This is a genomic window from Nocardia brasiliensis (assembly GCF_011801125.1).
GTDB lineage: Bacteria > Actinomycetota > Actinomycetes > Mycobacteriales > Mycobacteriaceae > Nocardia > Nocardia brasiliensis_C.
Window position 1 is genome coordinate 5,092,854 of the sequence record NZ_CP046171.1, and the last position, 16,656, is coordinate 5,109,509.

16 protein-coding genes and 1 pseudogene are annotated in these 16,656 nt (G+C 67.8%); 4 read left to right on the top strand and 13 right to left on the bottom strand.

All coding sequences use genetic code 11. From position 1 onward, the window contains the following. Positions 1–379: 379 nt before the first annotated feature. The 5 genes from whiA to F5X71_RS22985 form a co-directional block, all read right to left on the bottom strand. The gene (gene whiA, locus F5X71_RS22965; protein ID WP_014986417.1) at positions 380–1,363 is read right to left on the bottom strand and encodes a DNA-binding protein WhiA; all 984 of its coding nucleotides are present in this window, start codon (positions 1,361–1,363) and stop codon (positions 380–382) included. Continuing rightward, positions 1,354–2,400, bottom strand: coding sequence for a gluconeogenesis factor YvcK family protein (locus F5X71_RS22970; protein ID WP_167463906.1), 1,047 nt, complete (start codon positions 2,398–2,400; stop codon positions 1,354–1,356). Before F5X71_RS22970 ends, whiA begins: the two co-directional genes overlap by 10 nt. After that, positions 2,397–3,377, bottom strand: a complete 981-nt coding sequence (rapZ, locus tag F5X71_RS22975; RefSeq protein ID WP_167463907.1) for an RNase adapter RapZ — start codon at positions 3,375–3,377, stop codon at positions 2,397–2,399. Before rapZ ends, F5X71_RS22970 begins: the two co-directional genes overlap by 4 nt. A gap of 175 nt (positions 3,378–3,552) precedes the next feature. Continuing rightward, complete coding sequence (gene uvrC / locus F5X71_RS22980) at positions 3,553–5,553, bottom strand: excinuclease ABC subunit UvrC (protein ID WP_167463908.1); 2,001 nt, start codon at positions 5,551–5,553, stop codon at positions 3,553–3,555. A gap of 155 nt (positions 5,554–5,708) precedes the next feature. Further along, on the bottom strand, positions 5,709–6,401 hold the full coding sequence (locus tag F5X71_RS22985; RefSeq protein WP_167463909.1) for an HAD family hydrolase: 693 nt from the start codon (positions 6,399–6,401) through the stop codon (positions 5,709–5,711). A 139-nt stretch (positions 6,402–6,540) separates the two neighbouring features. Here F5X71_RS22985 and F5X71_RS22990 point away from each other — a divergent pair, with 139 nt between their 5' ends. Further along, a complete protein-coding gene (locus tag F5X71_RS22990) occupies positions 6,541–8,502 on the top strand; it encodes a gamma-glutamyltransferase family protein (protein ID WP_174817121.1) in 1,962 nt (653 codons plus the stop codon). A 181-nt stretch (positions 8,503–8,683) separates the two neighbouring features. Here the strand turns inward: F5X71_RS22990 and F5X71_RS22995 are convergent, their stop codons facing one another. From F5X71_RS22995 to F5X71_RS23015, 6 genes are all read right to left on the bottom strand, one after another. Continuing rightward, positions 8,684–9,223: a GNAT family N-acetyltransferase gene (locus tag F5X71_RS22995; protein ID WP_167463910.1), complete on the bottom strand. Its 540-nt coding sequence runs from the start codon at positions 9,221–9,223 to the stop codon at positions 8,684–8,686. A gap of 566 nt (positions 9,224–9,789) precedes the next feature. Beyond that, a complete protein-coding gene (locus tag F5X71_RS23000; RefSeq protein WP_167463911.1) occupies positions 9,790–10,284 on the bottom strand; it encodes a PH domain-containing protein in 495 nt (164 codons plus the stop codon). Positions 10,285–10,286: 2 nt separating this feature from the next. Continuing rightward, positions 10,287–10,409: a hypothetical protein gene (locus F5X71_RS37510; protein WP_275106741.1), complete on the bottom strand. Its 123-nt coding sequence runs from the start codon at positions 10,407–10,409 to the stop codon at positions 10,287–10,289. Positions 10,410–10,417: 8 nt separating this feature from the next. Continuing rightward, positions 10,418–10,897, bottom strand: a complete 480-nt coding sequence (ribH, locus tag F5X71_RS23005) for a 6,7-dimethyl-8-ribityllumazine synthase (RefSeq protein ID WP_167463912.1) — start codon at positions 10,895–10,897, stop codon at positions 10,418–10,420. 21 nt (positions 10,898–10,918) lie between these two features. Next, entirely contained in the window at positions 10,919–12,163 is a 1,245-nt protein-coding gene (locus tag F5X71_RS23010) for a bifunctional 3,4-dihydroxy-2-butanone-4-phosphate synthase/GTP cyclohydrolase II (RefSeq protein WP_167463913.1), read from the bottom strand. 140 nt (positions 12,164–12,303) lie between these two features. Then, positions 12,304–12,924 (bottom strand): riboflavin synthase, encoded by a 621-nt coding sequence (locus F5X71_RS23015; protein ID WP_167463914.1) that lies wholly within the window; start codon positions 12,922–12,924, stop codon positions 12,304–12,306. A gap of 597 nt (positions 12,925–13,521) precedes the next feature. On the opposite strand from F5X71_RS23015, the gene F5X71_RS23020 reads away from it, so the two are divergent. Further along, positions 13,522–13,992 carry a hypothetical protein gene (locus tag F5X71_RS23020; RefSeq protein WP_167463915.1) on the top strand — a complete coding sequence of 157 codons (471 nt, stop codon included), beginning with the start codon at positions 13,522–13,524 and terminating at the stop codon, positions 13,990–13,992. A gap of 78 nt (positions 13,993–14,070) precedes the next feature. On the opposite strand, the gene rpe is transcribed toward F5X71_RS23020, so the two are convergent. Next, on the bottom strand, positions 14,071–14,721 hold the full coding sequence (gene rpe, locus F5X71_RS23025; RefSeq protein WP_167466661.1) for a ribulose-phosphate 3-epimerase: 651 nt from the start codon (positions 14,719–14,721) through the stop codon (positions 14,071–14,073). A 96-nt stretch (positions 14,722–14,817) separates the two neighbouring features. On the opposite strand from rpe, the gene F5X71_RS23030 reads away from it, so the two are divergent. Both F5X71_RS23030 and F5X71_RS23035 read left to right on the top strand, forming a co-directional pair. Then, a complete protein-coding gene (locus F5X71_RS23030; protein ID WP_167463916.1) occupies positions 14,818–15,240 on the top strand; it encodes an ATP-binding protein in 423 nt (140 codons plus the stop codon). Next, positions 15,240–16,136 (top strand): RNA polymerase sigma factor SigF, encoded by an 897-nt coding sequence (locus F5X71_RS23035; RefSeq protein WP_167463917.1) that lies wholly within the window; start codon positions 15,240–15,242, stop codon positions 16,134–16,136. Before F5X71_RS23030 ends, F5X71_RS23035 begins: the two co-directional genes overlap by 1 nt. Positions 16,137–16,244: 108 nt before the next feature. Here the strand turns inward: F5X71_RS23035 and F5X71_RS23040 are convergent. Next, positions 16,245–16,481: pseudogene (locus tag F5X71_RS23040) on the bottom strand (MmcQ/YjbR family DNA-binding protein); the annotation flags it as partial. Between the last annotated feature and the right edge of the window lie 175 nt (positions 16,482–16,656).

Sequence of the window (16,656 nt, forward strand, 5' to 3'; positions counted from 1 at the left end):
CGCCACCGCACCGACATGCACCTGTCCGTTGTGAACTGGACATCTGTCTGCGAGCTACCGGGCCGCCGGACGGCCGGCCGTTGCGGCGGCGTCCCGAAGTCGGCTGAGGTACCACACCCCCTACCGTAACCACCGCCCACAATCCCCGACCGGTCTGTTTCCTCACACCCCACCGCCCGGCCCAGCACGAACACCCCGTCAACCCCACTGCCGCCCCAACCGCATAGGGGTTATCGCCGGATTCGCACGATTCTCGGAGATCCGCGCTATTCGGTTCCACCGAGGCGAGGGCACATCCCGAGAACGGGCACGCACGCACCGAAACGCCCTCGCGCGGGCACCGACCCACTGGGTCGACCCGCGCGAGAGCGAATCCGGTTCAGGCCTCGTCGAGCAGTTCGGCGGTGACGGCCGACTCGGTGTCGGGCACGCCGAGCTCCTTGGCGCGCCGGTCGGCCATCGAGAGCAGGCGCCGAATGCGGCCCGCTACAGCGTCTTTCGTCATCGGCGGATCGGCGAGCTGGCCGAGTTCCTCCAGCGAGGCCTGCCGATGCTGCACGCGCAGCTTGCCCGCGGCCGCGAGATGGTCCGGCACCTCGTCGCTGAGAATCTCCAGCGCGCGCTCCACCCTGGCCGCCGCGGCGACCGCGGCCCTGGCCGAACGGCGCAGGTTGGCGTCATCGAAGTTGGCCAGCCGGTTCGCGGTGGCCCGCACCTCGCGGCGCAGCCTGCGCTCCTCCCAGACGATCCTGGTGCCGTGTGCGCCCATCCGGGTGAGCAGCGCGCCGATGGCCTCGCCATCGCGCACCACAACGCGGTCGGTGCCGCGGACCTCGCGGGCCTTCGCGGTGATGCCGAGCCTGCGGGCCGCACCGACGAGCGCGAGCGCCGCCTCCGGGCCGGGGCAGCTGACCTCGAGCGCCGACGAGCGACCCGGCTCGGTGAGCGAGCCGTGCGCGAGAAACGCTCCGCGCCAAGCGGCTTCGGCATCCGCGATGCTGCCGCCGACCACCTGCGCTGGCAACCCGCGCACCGGACGACCGCGCACATCGAGCAGGCCGGTCTGCCGGGCCAGCGCCTCGCCCTCCTTCGACACCCGAACCACATAGCGCGAGGTCTTGCGCAGACCACCCGCGCCGAGCACGTGCACATCGGAACCGTAGCCGTACAACTCGAAGATCTCCCTGCGGAGTCTGCGAGCGATGGAACCCATGTCCACCTCGGCCTCGACGATCACCCGCCCTCCGACGATGTGTAGACCGCCCGCGAACCGCAGCAGCGCCGACAGCTCCGCCTTGCGGGAACTGACCTGCGATACCGTGAGCCTGCTCAGCTCGTCCTTCACATCGGCTGTCATCGCCACGAGACGCGCTCCTTTCCACCCAACCCGGAACGCACATCCTGACCCATGTGCCGTCCCTCGACTCGAAGCCCTGCCATTTGCGACCGAGGTTGCCGGATCAGTTGATCCAGTGCGGCGGCAAGCTTTCCGGGGTGATGCCGGTCTGTTCCCGCTTCGGCGACATCGGAGAAGGTTACTCGCGCACGCAACTGTTCGGCAGCTCTGGCCACATGTTCTCTTTCGCGACCTTCGGGAACCGATCCTGAATCGACCACCACCTCATCGACCGCGAATTCCGGTGCGTGCTGGGACAATACATGCAGGTGCCGTTCGGCGGAGAAACCCGCCGTTTCGCCGGGCTCGGCGGCGAGGTTCAGCACGAGAACTTTTCTGGCTCGGGTGTACACGAGCGCCTCTCGTAGTTCGGGGACGAGCACATGGGGGATGACACTGGTGAACCATGATCCCGGCCCGAGCACGACGACGTCGGCGTGTTCGATGGCCGAGGTAGCTTCCGGACTGGCCGGCGGATCGGACGGAATCAACCGGACGCGGCGCACCTTGCCCGGGGTGGTCGCGATCGCGACCTGGCCGCGGATGCAGCGGCTGACCCGCGGATCCGCTTCCAGCCCAGCGACATCGGCTTCGATGTCGAGGGCGATCGGTGACATCGGCAGCACCCGGCCGGTGATCCGCAGCAGCTTGGCGACCTCGTCGAGCGCCGCGACCGGATCGCCGAGCACCTCGGTGAGACCGGCCAGGATGAGGTTGCCGACCGAATGACCGGCGAGCGCGCCGGTGCCGCCGAACCGATGCTGCACGGTGCCGGTCCAGACATCGTCGGCGTCGGCGGCCAACGCGGCCAACGCCATCCGCAGATCACCCGGCGGCAGCACGCCTAGTTCGCTGCGTAGGCGGCCCGAGGAGCCGCCGTCGTCCGCGACCGTCACGACGGCGCAGATCTTTCTGGTCAGCCGACGGACCGCGGTCAATGTCGCGTACAGGCCATGCCCGCCGCCCAGCGCGACGATGCTGGGGTCGGCTTCCCAGCCGCTCATTCGCGCCCCAGATCCCGATGCACGACCCGCACCACGTCGGACGCTCCCTCGGAGACGTCCGTGACCGCGCTCATCAGTTCGCCAAGGGCCTCGGCTATCGCCACGCTGCGGTGTTTGCCTCCGGTGCAGCCCACTGCCACCGTCATGTATCGCTTCCCCTCTTGGCGGTAACCGTTCATCGTCAGATCGACCAGGTGGTGGCAGGTACTCAGATAGTCCGCCGCGCCGGGACGCGACAGCACGTACTCGCTCACCACTGGCTCCTGACCAGTGTGTTCCCGCAATTCCGGAATCCAATGTGGATTAGGTAGAAAACGCACATCCAACACCATGTCGGCGTCCAGTGGAACCCCGTGCTTGAAGCCGAAAGATTGCACGGTGAGCTGCAATGCACTCGGCGCACCGCCGCCGTAGGCCTCCTCCAGCTTGCGATGCAGCTGGTGGATGGACAGCTCGGTGGTATCGATGACCAGGTCGGCGGCGGTTTTCACGGCAGAGAGCCGAATGCGTTCTGCGGCGATGCCCGCCGAGAGGGTGCCGTCTTTGCTTTCGCTTTGCAGCGGGTGCCGACGGCGCGCGAACCCGTAACGCCGGATCAGCACGTCATCGGATGCCTCGAGGAACAGCACCCTGGTCTCGATGCCGAGCGTGCGCAGCTGTTCGGTGACCACCGAGAGGTCACCGGTGAAGAACCGGCTGCGCACGTCCATCACCAGCGCGAGGCGCCGGATCGGCGGCTCGGTGGCCGCACCGAGTTCGATCATCCGGCCGATCAGTTCCGGCGGCAGATTATCGGTGACGTACCAGCCGAGATCCTCGAGCACGCGGGCCGCCGTCCCGCGGCCCGCACCCGATAGTCCGGTCACGATCACGACCTCGACCTGCGGGTTCGCCGCGGTGACAGCGCTCGCGAAACCATCGCGCCCCGCGGCCTGTCGCGGATTGCCCGCTGAGTTGTTCGATTCGACGCGTGTCATGTCCTACCGGATCCGTCTCTTGGTTACCTCTCGAATCATCCCGCACCGGTTCCGGTATCGGGCGCAGACATGCGCGGTCACCCGCCGTGGTGCCCGAGGTCGGTGATCGCACATGTGCTGGAACGGTAACGAGGATATAGGTGCATCGGTGAAAAGCTGGTGATTCCGAACTTCCTCACCCCTCCTGTAATGCGGCGAGCACCGCTTTGGCGGTCGCCAAACCGATCCCGGGGACCTCGGTGATCTCCTCCACGGTGGCCTGCTTGAGCTTGGCGACCGAACCGAAGTGGGTGACCAGCGCGGTGCGCCGCGCCGCGCCGAGGCCGGGCACCGAGTCCAGCGCGGACGCGGTCATCCGGCGCGAGCGCTTGCTGCGATGGAAGGTGATCGCGAACCGGTGCGCCTCGTCGCGGACCCGTTGCAGCAGGAACAGCGCCTCGCTGTTGCGCGGCATGATCACCGGGTCGCTCTCCCCCGGCACCCACACCTCTTCCAGCCGTTTGGCCAGACCGATCACCGCGACATCGGTGATGCCCAGCTCGTCGAGCACCTCGGCGGCGGCGGCCACCTGCGGCGCGCCACCGTCGACGACGTACAGGTTCGGCGGGTAGGCGAACTTGCGCGGGCGTCCGGTCTGCGGGTCGATGCCCGGCCTGCCCTCGAGTTCCAGGTCCTCGCCTTCGGCGGCCAGGTCCTCGCTCGCGCGCAGTTCGCGTTCCTTCTGCAGCTTGTAGAAGCGCCTGCGGGTGACCTCGCGGATGCTGCCAACGTCGTCGGAACGGCCCTCGCCAGCGGCCTCCTTGATCGCGTAGTGCCGATACTCGGATTTGCGGGCGAGTCCGTCCTCGAACACCACCAGCGAGGCCACCACGTCGGTGCCCTGCACGTGGCTGATGTCGACGCACTCGATTCGCAGCGGGGCGCTGTCGAGCTCCAGCGCGTCCTGAATGGCTTGCAGCGCAGCCGATCTCGAGGTGAGATCGCCCGCGCGCTTGAGCTTGTGCTGCTGCAGTGCCTCGAGCGCGTTGCGCTGCACCGTCTCGGCGAGCGCCTTCTTGTCGCCGCGCTGCGGCACCCGCAGCCGCACCGCCGAACCGCGCAGGTTGCACAGCCACTCCTGGATCTGCTCGGCGTCGCCGGGCAGTTCGGGGACCAGCACCTCGCGCGGCACCACGGTCGCGGGCTGCTCGCCCGCGCCCAGTTCGGCGACCGCCACCTGCTCACCGTAGAACTGGGTGAGGAACTGCTCGACCAGCACCGCCATCTCGCTGCCGGTCTCCGGTGCGTCGATCGCGTCGCCGGATTTGTCGACCACCCAGCCCCGCTGGCCGCGCACCCGGCCGTCGCGCACGTGGAAGATCTGTACCGCCGCCTCGAGTTCGTCGGTGGCGAAGGCGATCACGTCGGCGTCGGTGCCGGTGCCGAGCACCACCGCCTGCTTCTCCAGCGCGCGCCGCAGCGCCTGCACGTCGTCACGCAGCCGCGCGGCGTTCTCGAAATCGAGGTCCTCGGCCGCCTCCTGCATGCGTCGTTCCAGTTGCCGAACCATCCGGTCGGTACGCCCGGCCAGGAAGTCGCAGAAGTCCTCGACGATCCGGCGATGCTCCTCGGCGCTGACCCGGCCGATGCAGGGCGCCGAGCACTTGTCGATGTAGCCGAGCAGGCAGGGGCGGCCGATCTGGCTGTGCCGTTTGAACACCCCGTTGGAGCAGGTACGCGCGGGAAAGACGCGAAGCAGCAGGTCGAGGGTTTCCCGGATCGCCCAGGCGTGCGCGTACGGACCGAAATACCGCACGCCCTTCTTGCGCGCGCCGCGATAGACGAACAGCCGAGGAAACTCCTCGTTCAGCGTGACCGCCAGCACCGGATAGGACTTGTCGTCCCGGTACCGCACGTTGAACCGCGGATCGAACTCCTTGATCCAGTTGTATTCCAGCTGCAGCGCCTCCACCTCGGTGGAGACGACCGTCCATTCGACGCTCGCCGCAGTGGTGACCATCTGCTTCGTGCGCGGATGCAGCGAGGCCACGTCGGCGAAGTACGAGTTCAACCTGCTGCGCAGGCTCTTGGCCTTGCCGACGTAGATGACCTGTCGATGCGCGTCCCGGAACTTGTACACCCCTGGTTCGACGGGAATCGTGCCCGGCTTGGGCCGGTACGTCGCTGGATCTGCCACGGGTCAAGCCTAGAGGTCGCCTACGACAGATTTACCGGGGTGCTCGACCGCGTGGCGGCGTCCTTCGCCGGATCGCCTCGGTTGGCGTATTTCAGTCGAAATGCCTTGCGCCACAGCACGTATCACAGCCAGGACGGAAGACGCGACCGAATGACTCACGCCTGGCGGGCGATCCCGTGCCGCGCGAGGGCGTCGAGCAGACCGGAGGTCCGTTCGCTGGTCGGGTCCGGCTCGACCAGGGCGAAACGACAGCCGATCGCGGTGGCGCCGCCGTCGGCTTCGGCGCTGTCCCCGACCATCAGCGCCGCCGGATCGACGCCGAGCTTGTCCAGGGTGGCGGCGAAGATGCGCGGCTGCGGTTTGATCGCGCCGATCTCGAAGGAGAGGGCGAAGGCGTCGATGTAGCGGTCCCAGCCGCGGCTGCGGAAGGCCGGGCGCACGTCGAAGGCGATGTTGCTCACCACCGCTACCTGGATGCCTTGGGCGGCAAGGGAAGTCAGCACCGCCTCGACGTCGGGATACGGTGTCCACTCCAGCGGGTCGATCATGCGGTCGTAGAGTTTGGCGGCCTGCTCGTCGCTCGACACACCCGATTTGCGCAGGACCTCCAGGTAGGCCCGGCGGTGCAGGTCCGGATCGAGGTCGCGGTTCTCCCAGGCGTACTGGCCCTCGGCGTCGAACTGGACGATCTGGTGCACCGGCGCGGTCATCCGGCGCAGGATCTCGGTCTTCTCGTGGATGTCGAAGGCCCTGCCGTCGGCGGCGACCAGGTCGTCAGCCCATGATCGCTTCTCCTCCAGTCGAAACAAGGTCCCGGAATAGTCGAACAGCACCGCCTCGAGAGTCACGAAAACAGCCTACCGACGGGTTGGTGCGGGCCGGGGTCCACGCGGAGCACGGCAGCCGGGCCGGGCGTCGTGAATGTCCGTTGCGTCCGGGTGATCAAATACTCCCGGGGTGTCGGTATGGACGGTTAGAGTCCCCTGCATGAGTCGCACGCGAGGAACCTGGACCAGCGTGGTGGCGGCAATGTTGCTCGTCACCGGGATGGCCACCGCCTGTTCGTCCGATGAGGACAAGGCCGCCGACGTCTGCGCCACGGCGCCGAACGGCACGCTGGTCGCGGCGTCGCCGACCGGACCGGCGGCCAACAAGGACCTCAGCACCAACCCGGAGCTCTCCACCGGCTACCGGTCCGGCATGGTGGCGGCCCACACCAAGACCTTCGCCGTGTCGACCGCGAACACGCTGGCCAGCAAGGCGGCGTGCGAGGTGCTGCGCGACGGCGGCACCGCGGCGGACGCGCTCGTCACCGCGCAGACGATGCTCGGCCTGGTCGAACCCCAGTCCTCGGGCATCGGCGGCGGCGCCTTCCTGATGTACTACGACGCGGCGAGCAAGTCCGTCGAGGCCTACGACGGACGCGAGGTCGCCCCCGCCGCCGCCACCGAGAACTACCTGCGCTGGGTCAGCGACACCGACCGCACCGAACCGAAGCCGAACACCCGCGCCAGCGGCCGGTCCATCGGCGTACCCGGTGTGCTCCGGATGCTCGAGCTCGCGCACAAGGAGCACGGCAAGACCGGGTGGCGCGAATTGTTCGACCCGGCAATCGAACTCGCCGATCGCGGCTTCTCGATCAGCCCCCGGCTCGCCGCGCAGATCGCCGAACAGGCCAAGAACCTGGTCATGGACGAGGCCGCCAAGGCCTACTTCCTCAACCCCGACGGCACCCCCAAGCCCGCCGAGACGCTGCTCACCAACCCGGCGATGGCGAAAACGCTGGGCGCCATCGCCACCGACGGCGCGCAGGCCTTCTACACCGGAGCCATCGCGCAGGACATCGTCGCCGCGGCCGCCTCGACCAGCGGCGACCGCACCCCCAGCCTGATCACCGCCGCCGATCTGGCCGGCTACCAGGCGAAGAAGCGCACGGCCCTGTGCACCGACTACCGCGAGCACCAGATCTGCGGCATGCCGAACCCGTCCTCGGGCGGCAGCACCGTCGCCGCCACGCTCGGCATCCTGGAGAACTTCGACCTCGCCGCCCTGGGCCCGGACAACCTCGGCGCGGGCTCGGACACCGCGCGCAACGGCGGCAAGCCGAAAGCCGAGGCGGTGCACCTCATCGCCGAAGCCGAGCGGCTCGCCTACGCCGACCGCAACAAGTACGTCGCCGACACCGATTTCGTGCCGCTGCCGGGCAATTCGCTGCAGACCCTGCTCAACAAGGACTATCTGAAGCAGCGCTCCGCCCTGATCGACCGCAACCGCAGCATGGGCACCGCACAGCCCGGTGATTTCGGGCCCGTCCCGGTCGGTGTCGGCCCGCAGCCGCCCGAGCACGGCACCAGCCACATCTCCGTGGTCGACCAGTACGGCAACGCGGCCGCCATGACCACCACTGTGGAGTCGGAGTTCGGTTCCTTCCATCTCGTCGACGGATTCGTGCTGAACAACCAGCTCACCGATTTCTCGGCGGACCCGGTCGGCACCGACGGCGCGCCCGTCGCCAACCGGATCCAGCCCAACAAGCGGCCGCGCAGCTCGATGAGCCCTACGCTGGTCTTCGACAAGGCGCCCGACGGCACCCGCGGCAACCTCTCCCATGTCGCGGGTTCCCCCGGCGGCTCGGTGATCATCCAGTTCGTCGTGAAAACCCTGATCGGCATGCTGGATTGGGGCCTCGACCCGCAGCAGGCCGTCTCCGCCCTGTCCTTCGGCGCGGGCAACTCCCCCACCACCGGACTCGGCGGCGAGCATCCGAGCCTCAACGCCGCCGACAACGGTGACCACGACGCGCTGGTGCTACGCCTGCGCGAACTGGGCCACCAGGTGTCGGTCGCGCCTCAGACCAGCGGACTCAGCGTGCTGACCCGTGACGACAACGGCTGGACCGGCGGCGCCGACCCCCGCCGCGAAGGAGCGGTGCTCGGCGACAACCGCTAGCGCGGTCGGCACTCGATTCAGAGCCCGCCTTTCGTGTCCCGCGCGCGTGTCCTTCGACAGACAAGCACGCGGGGCAACGGGAACTGCGCGGCCTGGCTACGCCGTGGTTCAGGTGATTGATCAGGAGTGCCACAGCGCCGTTCTGGGTTTACCAGGCCACTCGCGGGCAGGAGTGCGGACTTCAGCGGGTCAGGCGCATGGGATAGAGGACGGGGCCGTCCTCCAGCGGGAGTTCGGGTTCGGGGGTGAAGCCGAAGCTTTCGTAGAACGGCATGGTGGTTTTGGCGTCCACGATGACGAAGCAGGGGTCGGTCGAGGTGGCCAGGCGCTGTTCCAGCAGCGAGGAGGCGAACCCGCGGCGGCGGGCGTCCGGACGGGTGCCGACGGCGGCGAGATAGAGGTGCGGGGTCGCGGGACGCGCGGCTTCCATCCGTTGTGAGGCCGCGAGCGCGCGCGGCAGACTGCTCCGCAACGCCCGAACCAGGGTGAATGGCTTGGCGATCGGCGAGATCACCCCGACGGGCTCCCACAGCGCGACGCTCACGATGTTGCGTTGCTCGTCCAGCGCGAGATCGACCATGCCCGTCTCGGCCCGTGCCGCGATCCGCGCCGCCCAGAACAGCGGCAACACCCGACGCCGCCGCCGCGCGTTCGGCCAGAAGTACGTCATCAGCGGATCCTCGGCATACGCCGCCGCCAGCACCACCGCACCCAACTCCATAGCGCGAGGCTATCGAACCCACTCACCCCACCCCGTTCGCCGCGCGGACAACCCCCGCACGCGTACCATCGCTCCACAACAACCCCGACTACCCACCGGGATGAAAAGCCGCCGAGCTGAACCTCGCCCACACCACCACCGCAGCACCTTCATCCCAGACGAATCGGCAGCTGCCTCAGCCGCGCCATTCGGCAACGGCGGCGCGGATTCCCTGTCCGCGGTGCACCGAACGCCGAGTTCGCGGAGCAGTTCCCGACAGCCACGTCGACGCCGAAGCCACCGGCCAGCTGCAACACCGAGATCACCGGAAGCTACGACAGAACGCATACTCGGCAACGGCGTACTTGGCACCCTCCAGTCCGCGGAGCTTGTTCCCGACAACTACGTCAATGTCGAAGCCACCGGCCAGCTGCAACACCGAGATCACCGGAAGCTACGACAGAACGCCTACTCGGCAACGGTGTACTTGGGCCGAGTTCGCGGAACTGGTCCTCGGCGGCCGCGTCGACGTCGAAGCCATCAGCCCTGCTTCAACACCGGGTTCGCCGGAAGCTACGACAAAGCGCCTACTCGGCGGCGGTGTATTTCGCGCCGAGTTCGCGGAGCTTGTCCATGGCTGCGGCGGCGTGGGCTTTGTCGTTGGAGCGGATGGCGAGCATGGGGACGTAGTCGTCGTTGATCAGTTCGAGGCGGGCCCAGGATTTGCGGTCCGGGAAGGCGACGCCGCGGACGGTGTGCCAGGGGAACTCGTTGTCGCCCAGGACATTCCGGACGGTGACGCCACGCGGGCCGACCCGCACGCGGGGGCGGGTGAGCATGAGGACGGCGCAGGCGATGAGCAGGCCGATGCCGATCATGGCGATCTGGTCGGCCACTCGGAAGTTCACGCCGGTCGATCCGGAGCGCAGCCAGATGCCGCCGACCAGGAAGGCCGCAGCGATCAAGACGGCGACGATCCACGCGGTCCGCACCGCGCGCCGCGGCCGCACCTCGAAGTCCCACGCCGGGGCGTCGGACTGCGCCGCTTCGGCACTGCGCCGGAAAATGCGAACCACCGGCATCGCTACACCAACTCCCGCACTAGAGCCGACCGCTGCTGACCGACACCCGGCCCGCGCGACACCGAGCGCACCGAGCGCACCGAGCGCACCGAGCGCACCGAGCGCACCGAGCGCACCGAGCGCACCGAGCGCATTATGCCGACTGGCGCAGGGCGCGCAGGGTCAGGGCGGCGTCGAGGGCGGCGGCGCAGGCCTGCTCGCCCTTGTTCTCGGCGGAACCCGGCAGACCGGCGCGGTCCAGCGCCTGCTCCTCGTTGTTGGTGGTGAGCACGCCGTTGGCGACCGGGGTGCCCGCATCCAGCGAGACCCGGGTGAGCCCGGCCGTCACCGCGTCACACACGTACTCGAAATGCGGTGTGCCACCACGGATCACGACGCCGAGGGCGACGACTGCGTCATGCGTGCGGGCCAGCTCCTGCGCCACCACCGGCAGCTCCATCGCGCCCGCGCAGCGCACCACGGTGACGTGCGTGACGCCGGCTTCCTTGGCCACCTGCTCGGCATTGGCCACCAGGGTGTCGCAGATCGTGGTGTGCCAGCGCGACGCGACGATGCCCAGCTTGAGATCCTTGGCATCCGCGAGCGCGAAAGTCGGTACGCCGGTACCGCTCATCGATATGTGCCTTTCCGTGGGTCAGCGGGCGGTTTCGCCCAGATCGATGTCGTCCAGCCCGATCAGATCGTGGCCCATGCGGTCTCGTTTGGTCCGCAGATAGTGCAGGTTCTCGGCGTTGGCGCGCAACGGCATCGGCACGCGCTCGGTGATCCGCAGGCCGTAACCGTCCAACCCGACTCGCTTGGCCGGGTTGTTGGTGAGTAGTCGCATGGAGCGAATCCCCAGGTCCACCAGGATCTGTGCACCGGTGCCGTAGTCGCGGGCGTCGGCGGGCAGCCCGAGTTCCAGATTCGCGTCGACGGTGTCGTGGCCGGAGTCCTGCAACTGGTAGGCCTGCAGCTTGTGCATCAGGCCGATGCCGCGTCCCTCGTGTCCGCGCATGTACAGCACCACGCCGCGGCCTTCCTGGGCCACCATCTCCAGCGCGGCGTCCAGCTGCGGGCCGCAGTCGCAGCGCAGCGAGCCGAACACGTCACCGGTCAGGCATTCCGAGTGCACCCGGACCAGCACGTCGTCGCCGTCGGCGAGATCGCCGCGCACCAGCGCGACATGCTCGACCTCGTCGTAGATGCTCTGGTAACCGACGGCCATGAACTCGCCGTGCGCGGTCGGGATGCGCGCCTCGGCGACCCGCACCACGTGCTTCTCGTGCTTGCGCCGCCAGGCGATCATGTCAGCGATGGAGATCAACGCGAGGTTGTGCTCGTCGGCGAAGACGCGCAGCTCCTCGGTGCGGGCCATGTGGCCCTCGTCTTTCTGGCTGACGATCTCGCAGATCACGCCCGCGGGCCGCAACCCGGCCATCCGGGCCAGATCGACCGCGGCCTCGGTATGACCCGGACGGCGCAGCACGCCACCGTCTTTCGCGCGCAGCGGCACCACGTGCCCCGGGCGGGTGAAGTCGTCGGCCTTGGTGTCGGCGGCGGCGAGCAGGCGCATGGTGTGCGCCCGGTCGGCACCCGAGATGCCCGTGGTGATGCCTTCCCTGGCATCGACCGCCACGGTGTAGGCGGTGCCGTGCTTGTCCTGGTTCATCGCGTACATCGGCGGCAGGCCGAGCCGATCGCAGTCGTCACCGGTCAACGGCACACAGATGTAACCGGAGGTGTAGCGAATCATGAAGGCCACCAGCTCCGGGGTGGCCTTCTCCGCCGCGAAGATGAGGTCGCCCTCGTTCTCACGGTCCTCGTCGTCGACGACGACGACCGCCTTACCGGCGGCGATGTCGGCGACTGCGCGCTCGATGGTGTCGAACCTGGTCACGTCTGTTGTGCTCCATCTCGAATTAGGTCCGCCCCCACACTACTGTGTCCGACTTGCCGCGCATGCGGCGCTGCGCGTTCGCGTGGTGAGCGGTTGCCGCGCGCCAGGATCGGTGCGCGGCCGCACTGTTGTTTTCGCGTTCAGCCGCGCTGCTGCAACCGCTCCACGTACTTGGCGATCACATCCACCTCCAGGTTGACCGTCGTGCCGACGGTGGCGAAGCCCAGATTGGTCAGGGCGAGCGTGGTGGGGATCAGCGAGACCTCGAACCAGTCCTTGCTGTCGGTGTCGGCGGGCTGATCGGTGACGCCGAGGCCGGAGACGGTGAGCGAAATACCGTCGACCGTGATCGAGCCCTTCTCCACCACGTAGCGGGCGATGGCGTCGGGCAGCGAGATGCGCACGACGTCCCAGTTGTCCGACGGCGTGCGCGAGAGCACGGTGCCGGTGCCGTCCACGTGGCCCTGCACCAGGTGTCCGCCGAGCCTGCTGTTGAGGGCGGCGGCGCGTTCCAGGTTGACCTTCGAGCCGGTGTCCAGCTTGCCGATGCTGGAGCGGTTCAGCGTCTCCTGCATCACGTCGACGGTGAACGCGTCGCCGAGCACCTCGACCACGGTCAGGCACACCCCGTTCACGGCGATCGAATCACCGTGTCCGGCATCGGAGGTCACCAGCTCGCCTCGGATGGTCAGCCGGGCGGCGTCGGCCAACCGCTCGGTGGCGACGATCTCGCCCAGCTCCTCGACGATGCCTGTGAACATGCCATGACTCCCTGTCGCGTTGTGGTCCCCGTTGCGGAACAGCCCGGCCGCGGCAGGAATTCCCGCCGGTCGCCGCCGGTTGTCTCAGCTTAGTTCGCGGGGTCGGCGACCGTTCGCCCGCGGACCGACCGGGTCGCCTCGCCCGCGATCAACCCGAACCCGTTCCCGGCAACCGCCGAGAGAAGCAGACCGTCCGCCGGACAAGGCGCAACCGACCGAGGGTTCGACAATGAATTACCGCGGAATTATGTTCACATATGCGGAAAAATCGCATTCTTCTTCTCGACGCGAATTAGCGAACGCAATTTTGATACCGCAAGAAGGCGATCCGGCTATCCGTAGCGCGCCCATTCGGGCACATACCCATCGGCAACACACTTTTAACGTTTCCTTGCGCGGTGATCGAAATAGACGCAATATTGTTATGTAGCTGATTCCTACCGTTCAACTTCCGATCCGACCAGTTCAGCGAGGAACGGTTCGACCTGGAGACGCCGATCAGGCGTCACAGGAAGTTCGACCCAGGGATGTCCACCACTCGAGGAAGTCAGAAACCACAGTGGGTCCAATCAAGTTCGACACAGTTGGGGGCGCGGCGTGACCACTTTTCTCGACTCGACGCTGGAGGTTCGCTGCGTGCAGTATCGCCGCGAATTCCACCTTCCCGCCTCGATCGATCCCACCTCGCGTCGCATACTCCTGCACATCGGCACCCATTACGGTGCCATCACCATGCCCGCCGATCTCGGCGCGCGGGTGCAGCAGCGGCTCGAACAGGCCGAGATCGCCGGGCCGGTCGTCGATCATCCACGCGCCAAGCGCTGGACCTTCCTCACCGGCCCCTACCGCCCAGACACCCTTCCAGCGGCGGTCTCCGCCGAACTGTTCCGGATGTACGCGACCGTCGCGTGCACGGGCAGCCAGGTCGTGCTGCCCTCACCTGACGACGAACGCACCGGCTATCGCACCTGGATTCGCCCACCCGAACCGGCGACCACCCGCCCACCCCTCAGCGCGGTCATCGAGGCCACCCGGGAGATGGGTGCGCGTAAGGGCGGCGCGCTCTGAACCGGGCCGACCGGGATATATACGTGTTCACCAGGTGACGGTGGCGGTTTCAGCCACCACCGTTACCTGGACGCGCGCTCAGCGGTGGGCGGCGGCCTGCTTGCGGAGGGCCTGCACGGTCGCGCCGGGGTCGGCGGTGTTGTAGACCGCGGAACCGGCGACGAAGCAGTCGATGCCCGCCTCGGCGGCGGCCTCGATGGTGTTCGCGTTGATGCCACCGTCGATTTCGACCAGCAGACGCAGCTCGCCCGCGTCGACCAGGCGGCGGACGGTGCGCGCCTTGTCCAGGACGTCGGCGATGAACGACTGGCCGCCGAAGCCGGGCTCGACACTCATCACCAGCAGCGTGTCGAACTCGCGCAGGATCTCCAGGTACGGCTCGATCGGCGTGTTCGGCTTCACCGAGAGCCCGGCCTTGGCGCCGGCCGCGCGGATATCGCGGGCCACCGAGATCGGGTCGTCGGTCGCCTCGGCGTGGAAGGTGACGTTGTAGGCGCCCGCCTCGGCGTACGGCGGCGCCCAGCGGCCCGGATCCTCGATCATCAGATGGCAGTCGAGCGGAATGTCGGTGGCCTTCAACAGGCTTTCCACCACGGGCAGGCCCAGGGTCAGGTTCGGCACGAAGTGCGCGTCCATCACGTCGACGTGCAGCCAGTCGGCGCCCTCGACGGCGCGGGCCTCATCGGCTAGATGCGCGAAATCGGCGGAAAGGATGGACGGGGCGATCATCGGGGCGGCCGGGCGCGCGTAAGTCGGGGTGGACACAACGTCGCAGTCTATCGGTACCGGGGGTTGCCCAGCGCAAGAGTGGGTAGCCTGCATAGGGTGATCAACATTTCGGCGGAACAGGGGCTCTACAGCACCCCGGTGGAGATTCGGGTGGCCGCATCGGTCACACAGCTGCCCATCGTTCGTGGGCTCGCCGAAACTCTGGTCCTACTAAGTGATTTCACCTTGGACGAGGTGGCCGATATCCGGCTCGCGGTCGACGAGGTGTGCTCGACGCTCATCGCGGTGGCCGGCCCTGGCACGAGTCTGCATTGCCGCTTCACCGTCGGCGAGACCGAATTGCTGGTCCGCGTCAGTGGCATCGCCGACAAGGAGGGTCTCCCCGATCAACGCAGCTTCGGCTGGCATGTGCTGCGCACCCTCACCGATGAGGTGCAGGCGACCCAGGATCCATTCGATTCGGCAGTATCCGGATATCCGACGACGGTCGAGTTCCGTCGGGTCCGGGGGAAAGCGTAGTGGCGGACGAGGATACCGTGTTCGACTCGGAACGAGATGACGCCAAGACCGCCACCGACGACTCCGAGGCCCCCGCCGACGACGCGCTCAGCGAGGAAGACGCCGCCGAGGACAGCGAAACCCTCGAAACCGCAAGCACAGTCACCGGCTACGACGATGTGGGCCAACTGTTCCAGCAGCTCGGCGCGAGCACGCCGGGTACCGCTCGGCATGCGGCGATCCGTGCCGAACTGATCAGCCGGTGCATTCCGCTGGCCGACCACATCGCGCGCAAGTTCAGCGGGCGCGGTGAACCTTTCGACGATCTGACCCAGGTGGCGCGGGTCGGGCTGGTGCACGCGGTGGACCGATTCGATATCGAGCGCGGTTCCAACTTCCTGTCTTTCGCGGTGCCGACCATCATGGGCGAGGTCCGCCGGTACTTCCGTGACAACACCTGGGCCATGCGAGTCCCGCGGCGGGTCAAGGAAACTCACCTGCGCATCGGCGCGGCCATCGACGCGCTGTCGCAGCGGCTCGGCCGCTCGCCGACCGCGAAGGAGATCGCCGCCGAACTCGACGTGGACCCGGACGAGGTGACCCAGGCCGTCATCGCGGGCAACGCCTACCAGCCGAGTTCCATCGACGCGGCCACCCTCGGACGCGACACCGACGCCTCGCTGCTCGACACCCTCGGCGAGGAGGAGACCCAATTCGACCGGGTCGAGGAGTATGTCGCGATCCGTCCGCTGCTGGCCGGGCTGCCCGAGCGGGAACGCCGAATCCTCACCATGCGGTTCTTCGAGTCGATGACACAGACCCAGATCGCGCAGCAGATGGGGATCTCGCAGATGCATGTCTCGCGCATCCTCGCGAAAACCCTTGCCCGCCTGCGGGAACAGACCAGCCGGGAGTAATCGGCCCGATTGCCGCTCGGCGCGCAGCCGCGCCGGGGCGGTGCGCCACCACGCGTCGTCGAGCAGTTCGCGCAGTCGCGCCCGATCAATGTGGTCGAGGTCGATCAGAATGTAGGGGTGGTCGTCGTAGTGCGGCGTGGTGAAGAAGGCCGGATCGGCGGCGGCGAGCAGTGCCTGCTTCTCCGCGAGGTCACAGGCGAGCACCAGCCCGCCCTCCGCCTCAACGCGCCGCCTCGCGAACCCTTTGCCGCCGACCTTCAGTGCTGGGCTGCGCCACCACGTCGCCTCCTCGACACCGGGCAGTTCGGTGCCGAGCGCAACCACATCGTGCCAGGTCAAAGCCATACTTCGAGAATGCGGCACACGCACCGCGCAACAATTGGACGAATGTAACCCGTGTCCCCCGGAGAGCCCGCCAGGGACGCATAGCTCTTGGTCGGTTGATCACCAGGTAATGGTGGCGGACGGCTCTCGGCCGTTGCCGCCACCATTACCTGGTGATCGACTGACCAGGATCCAG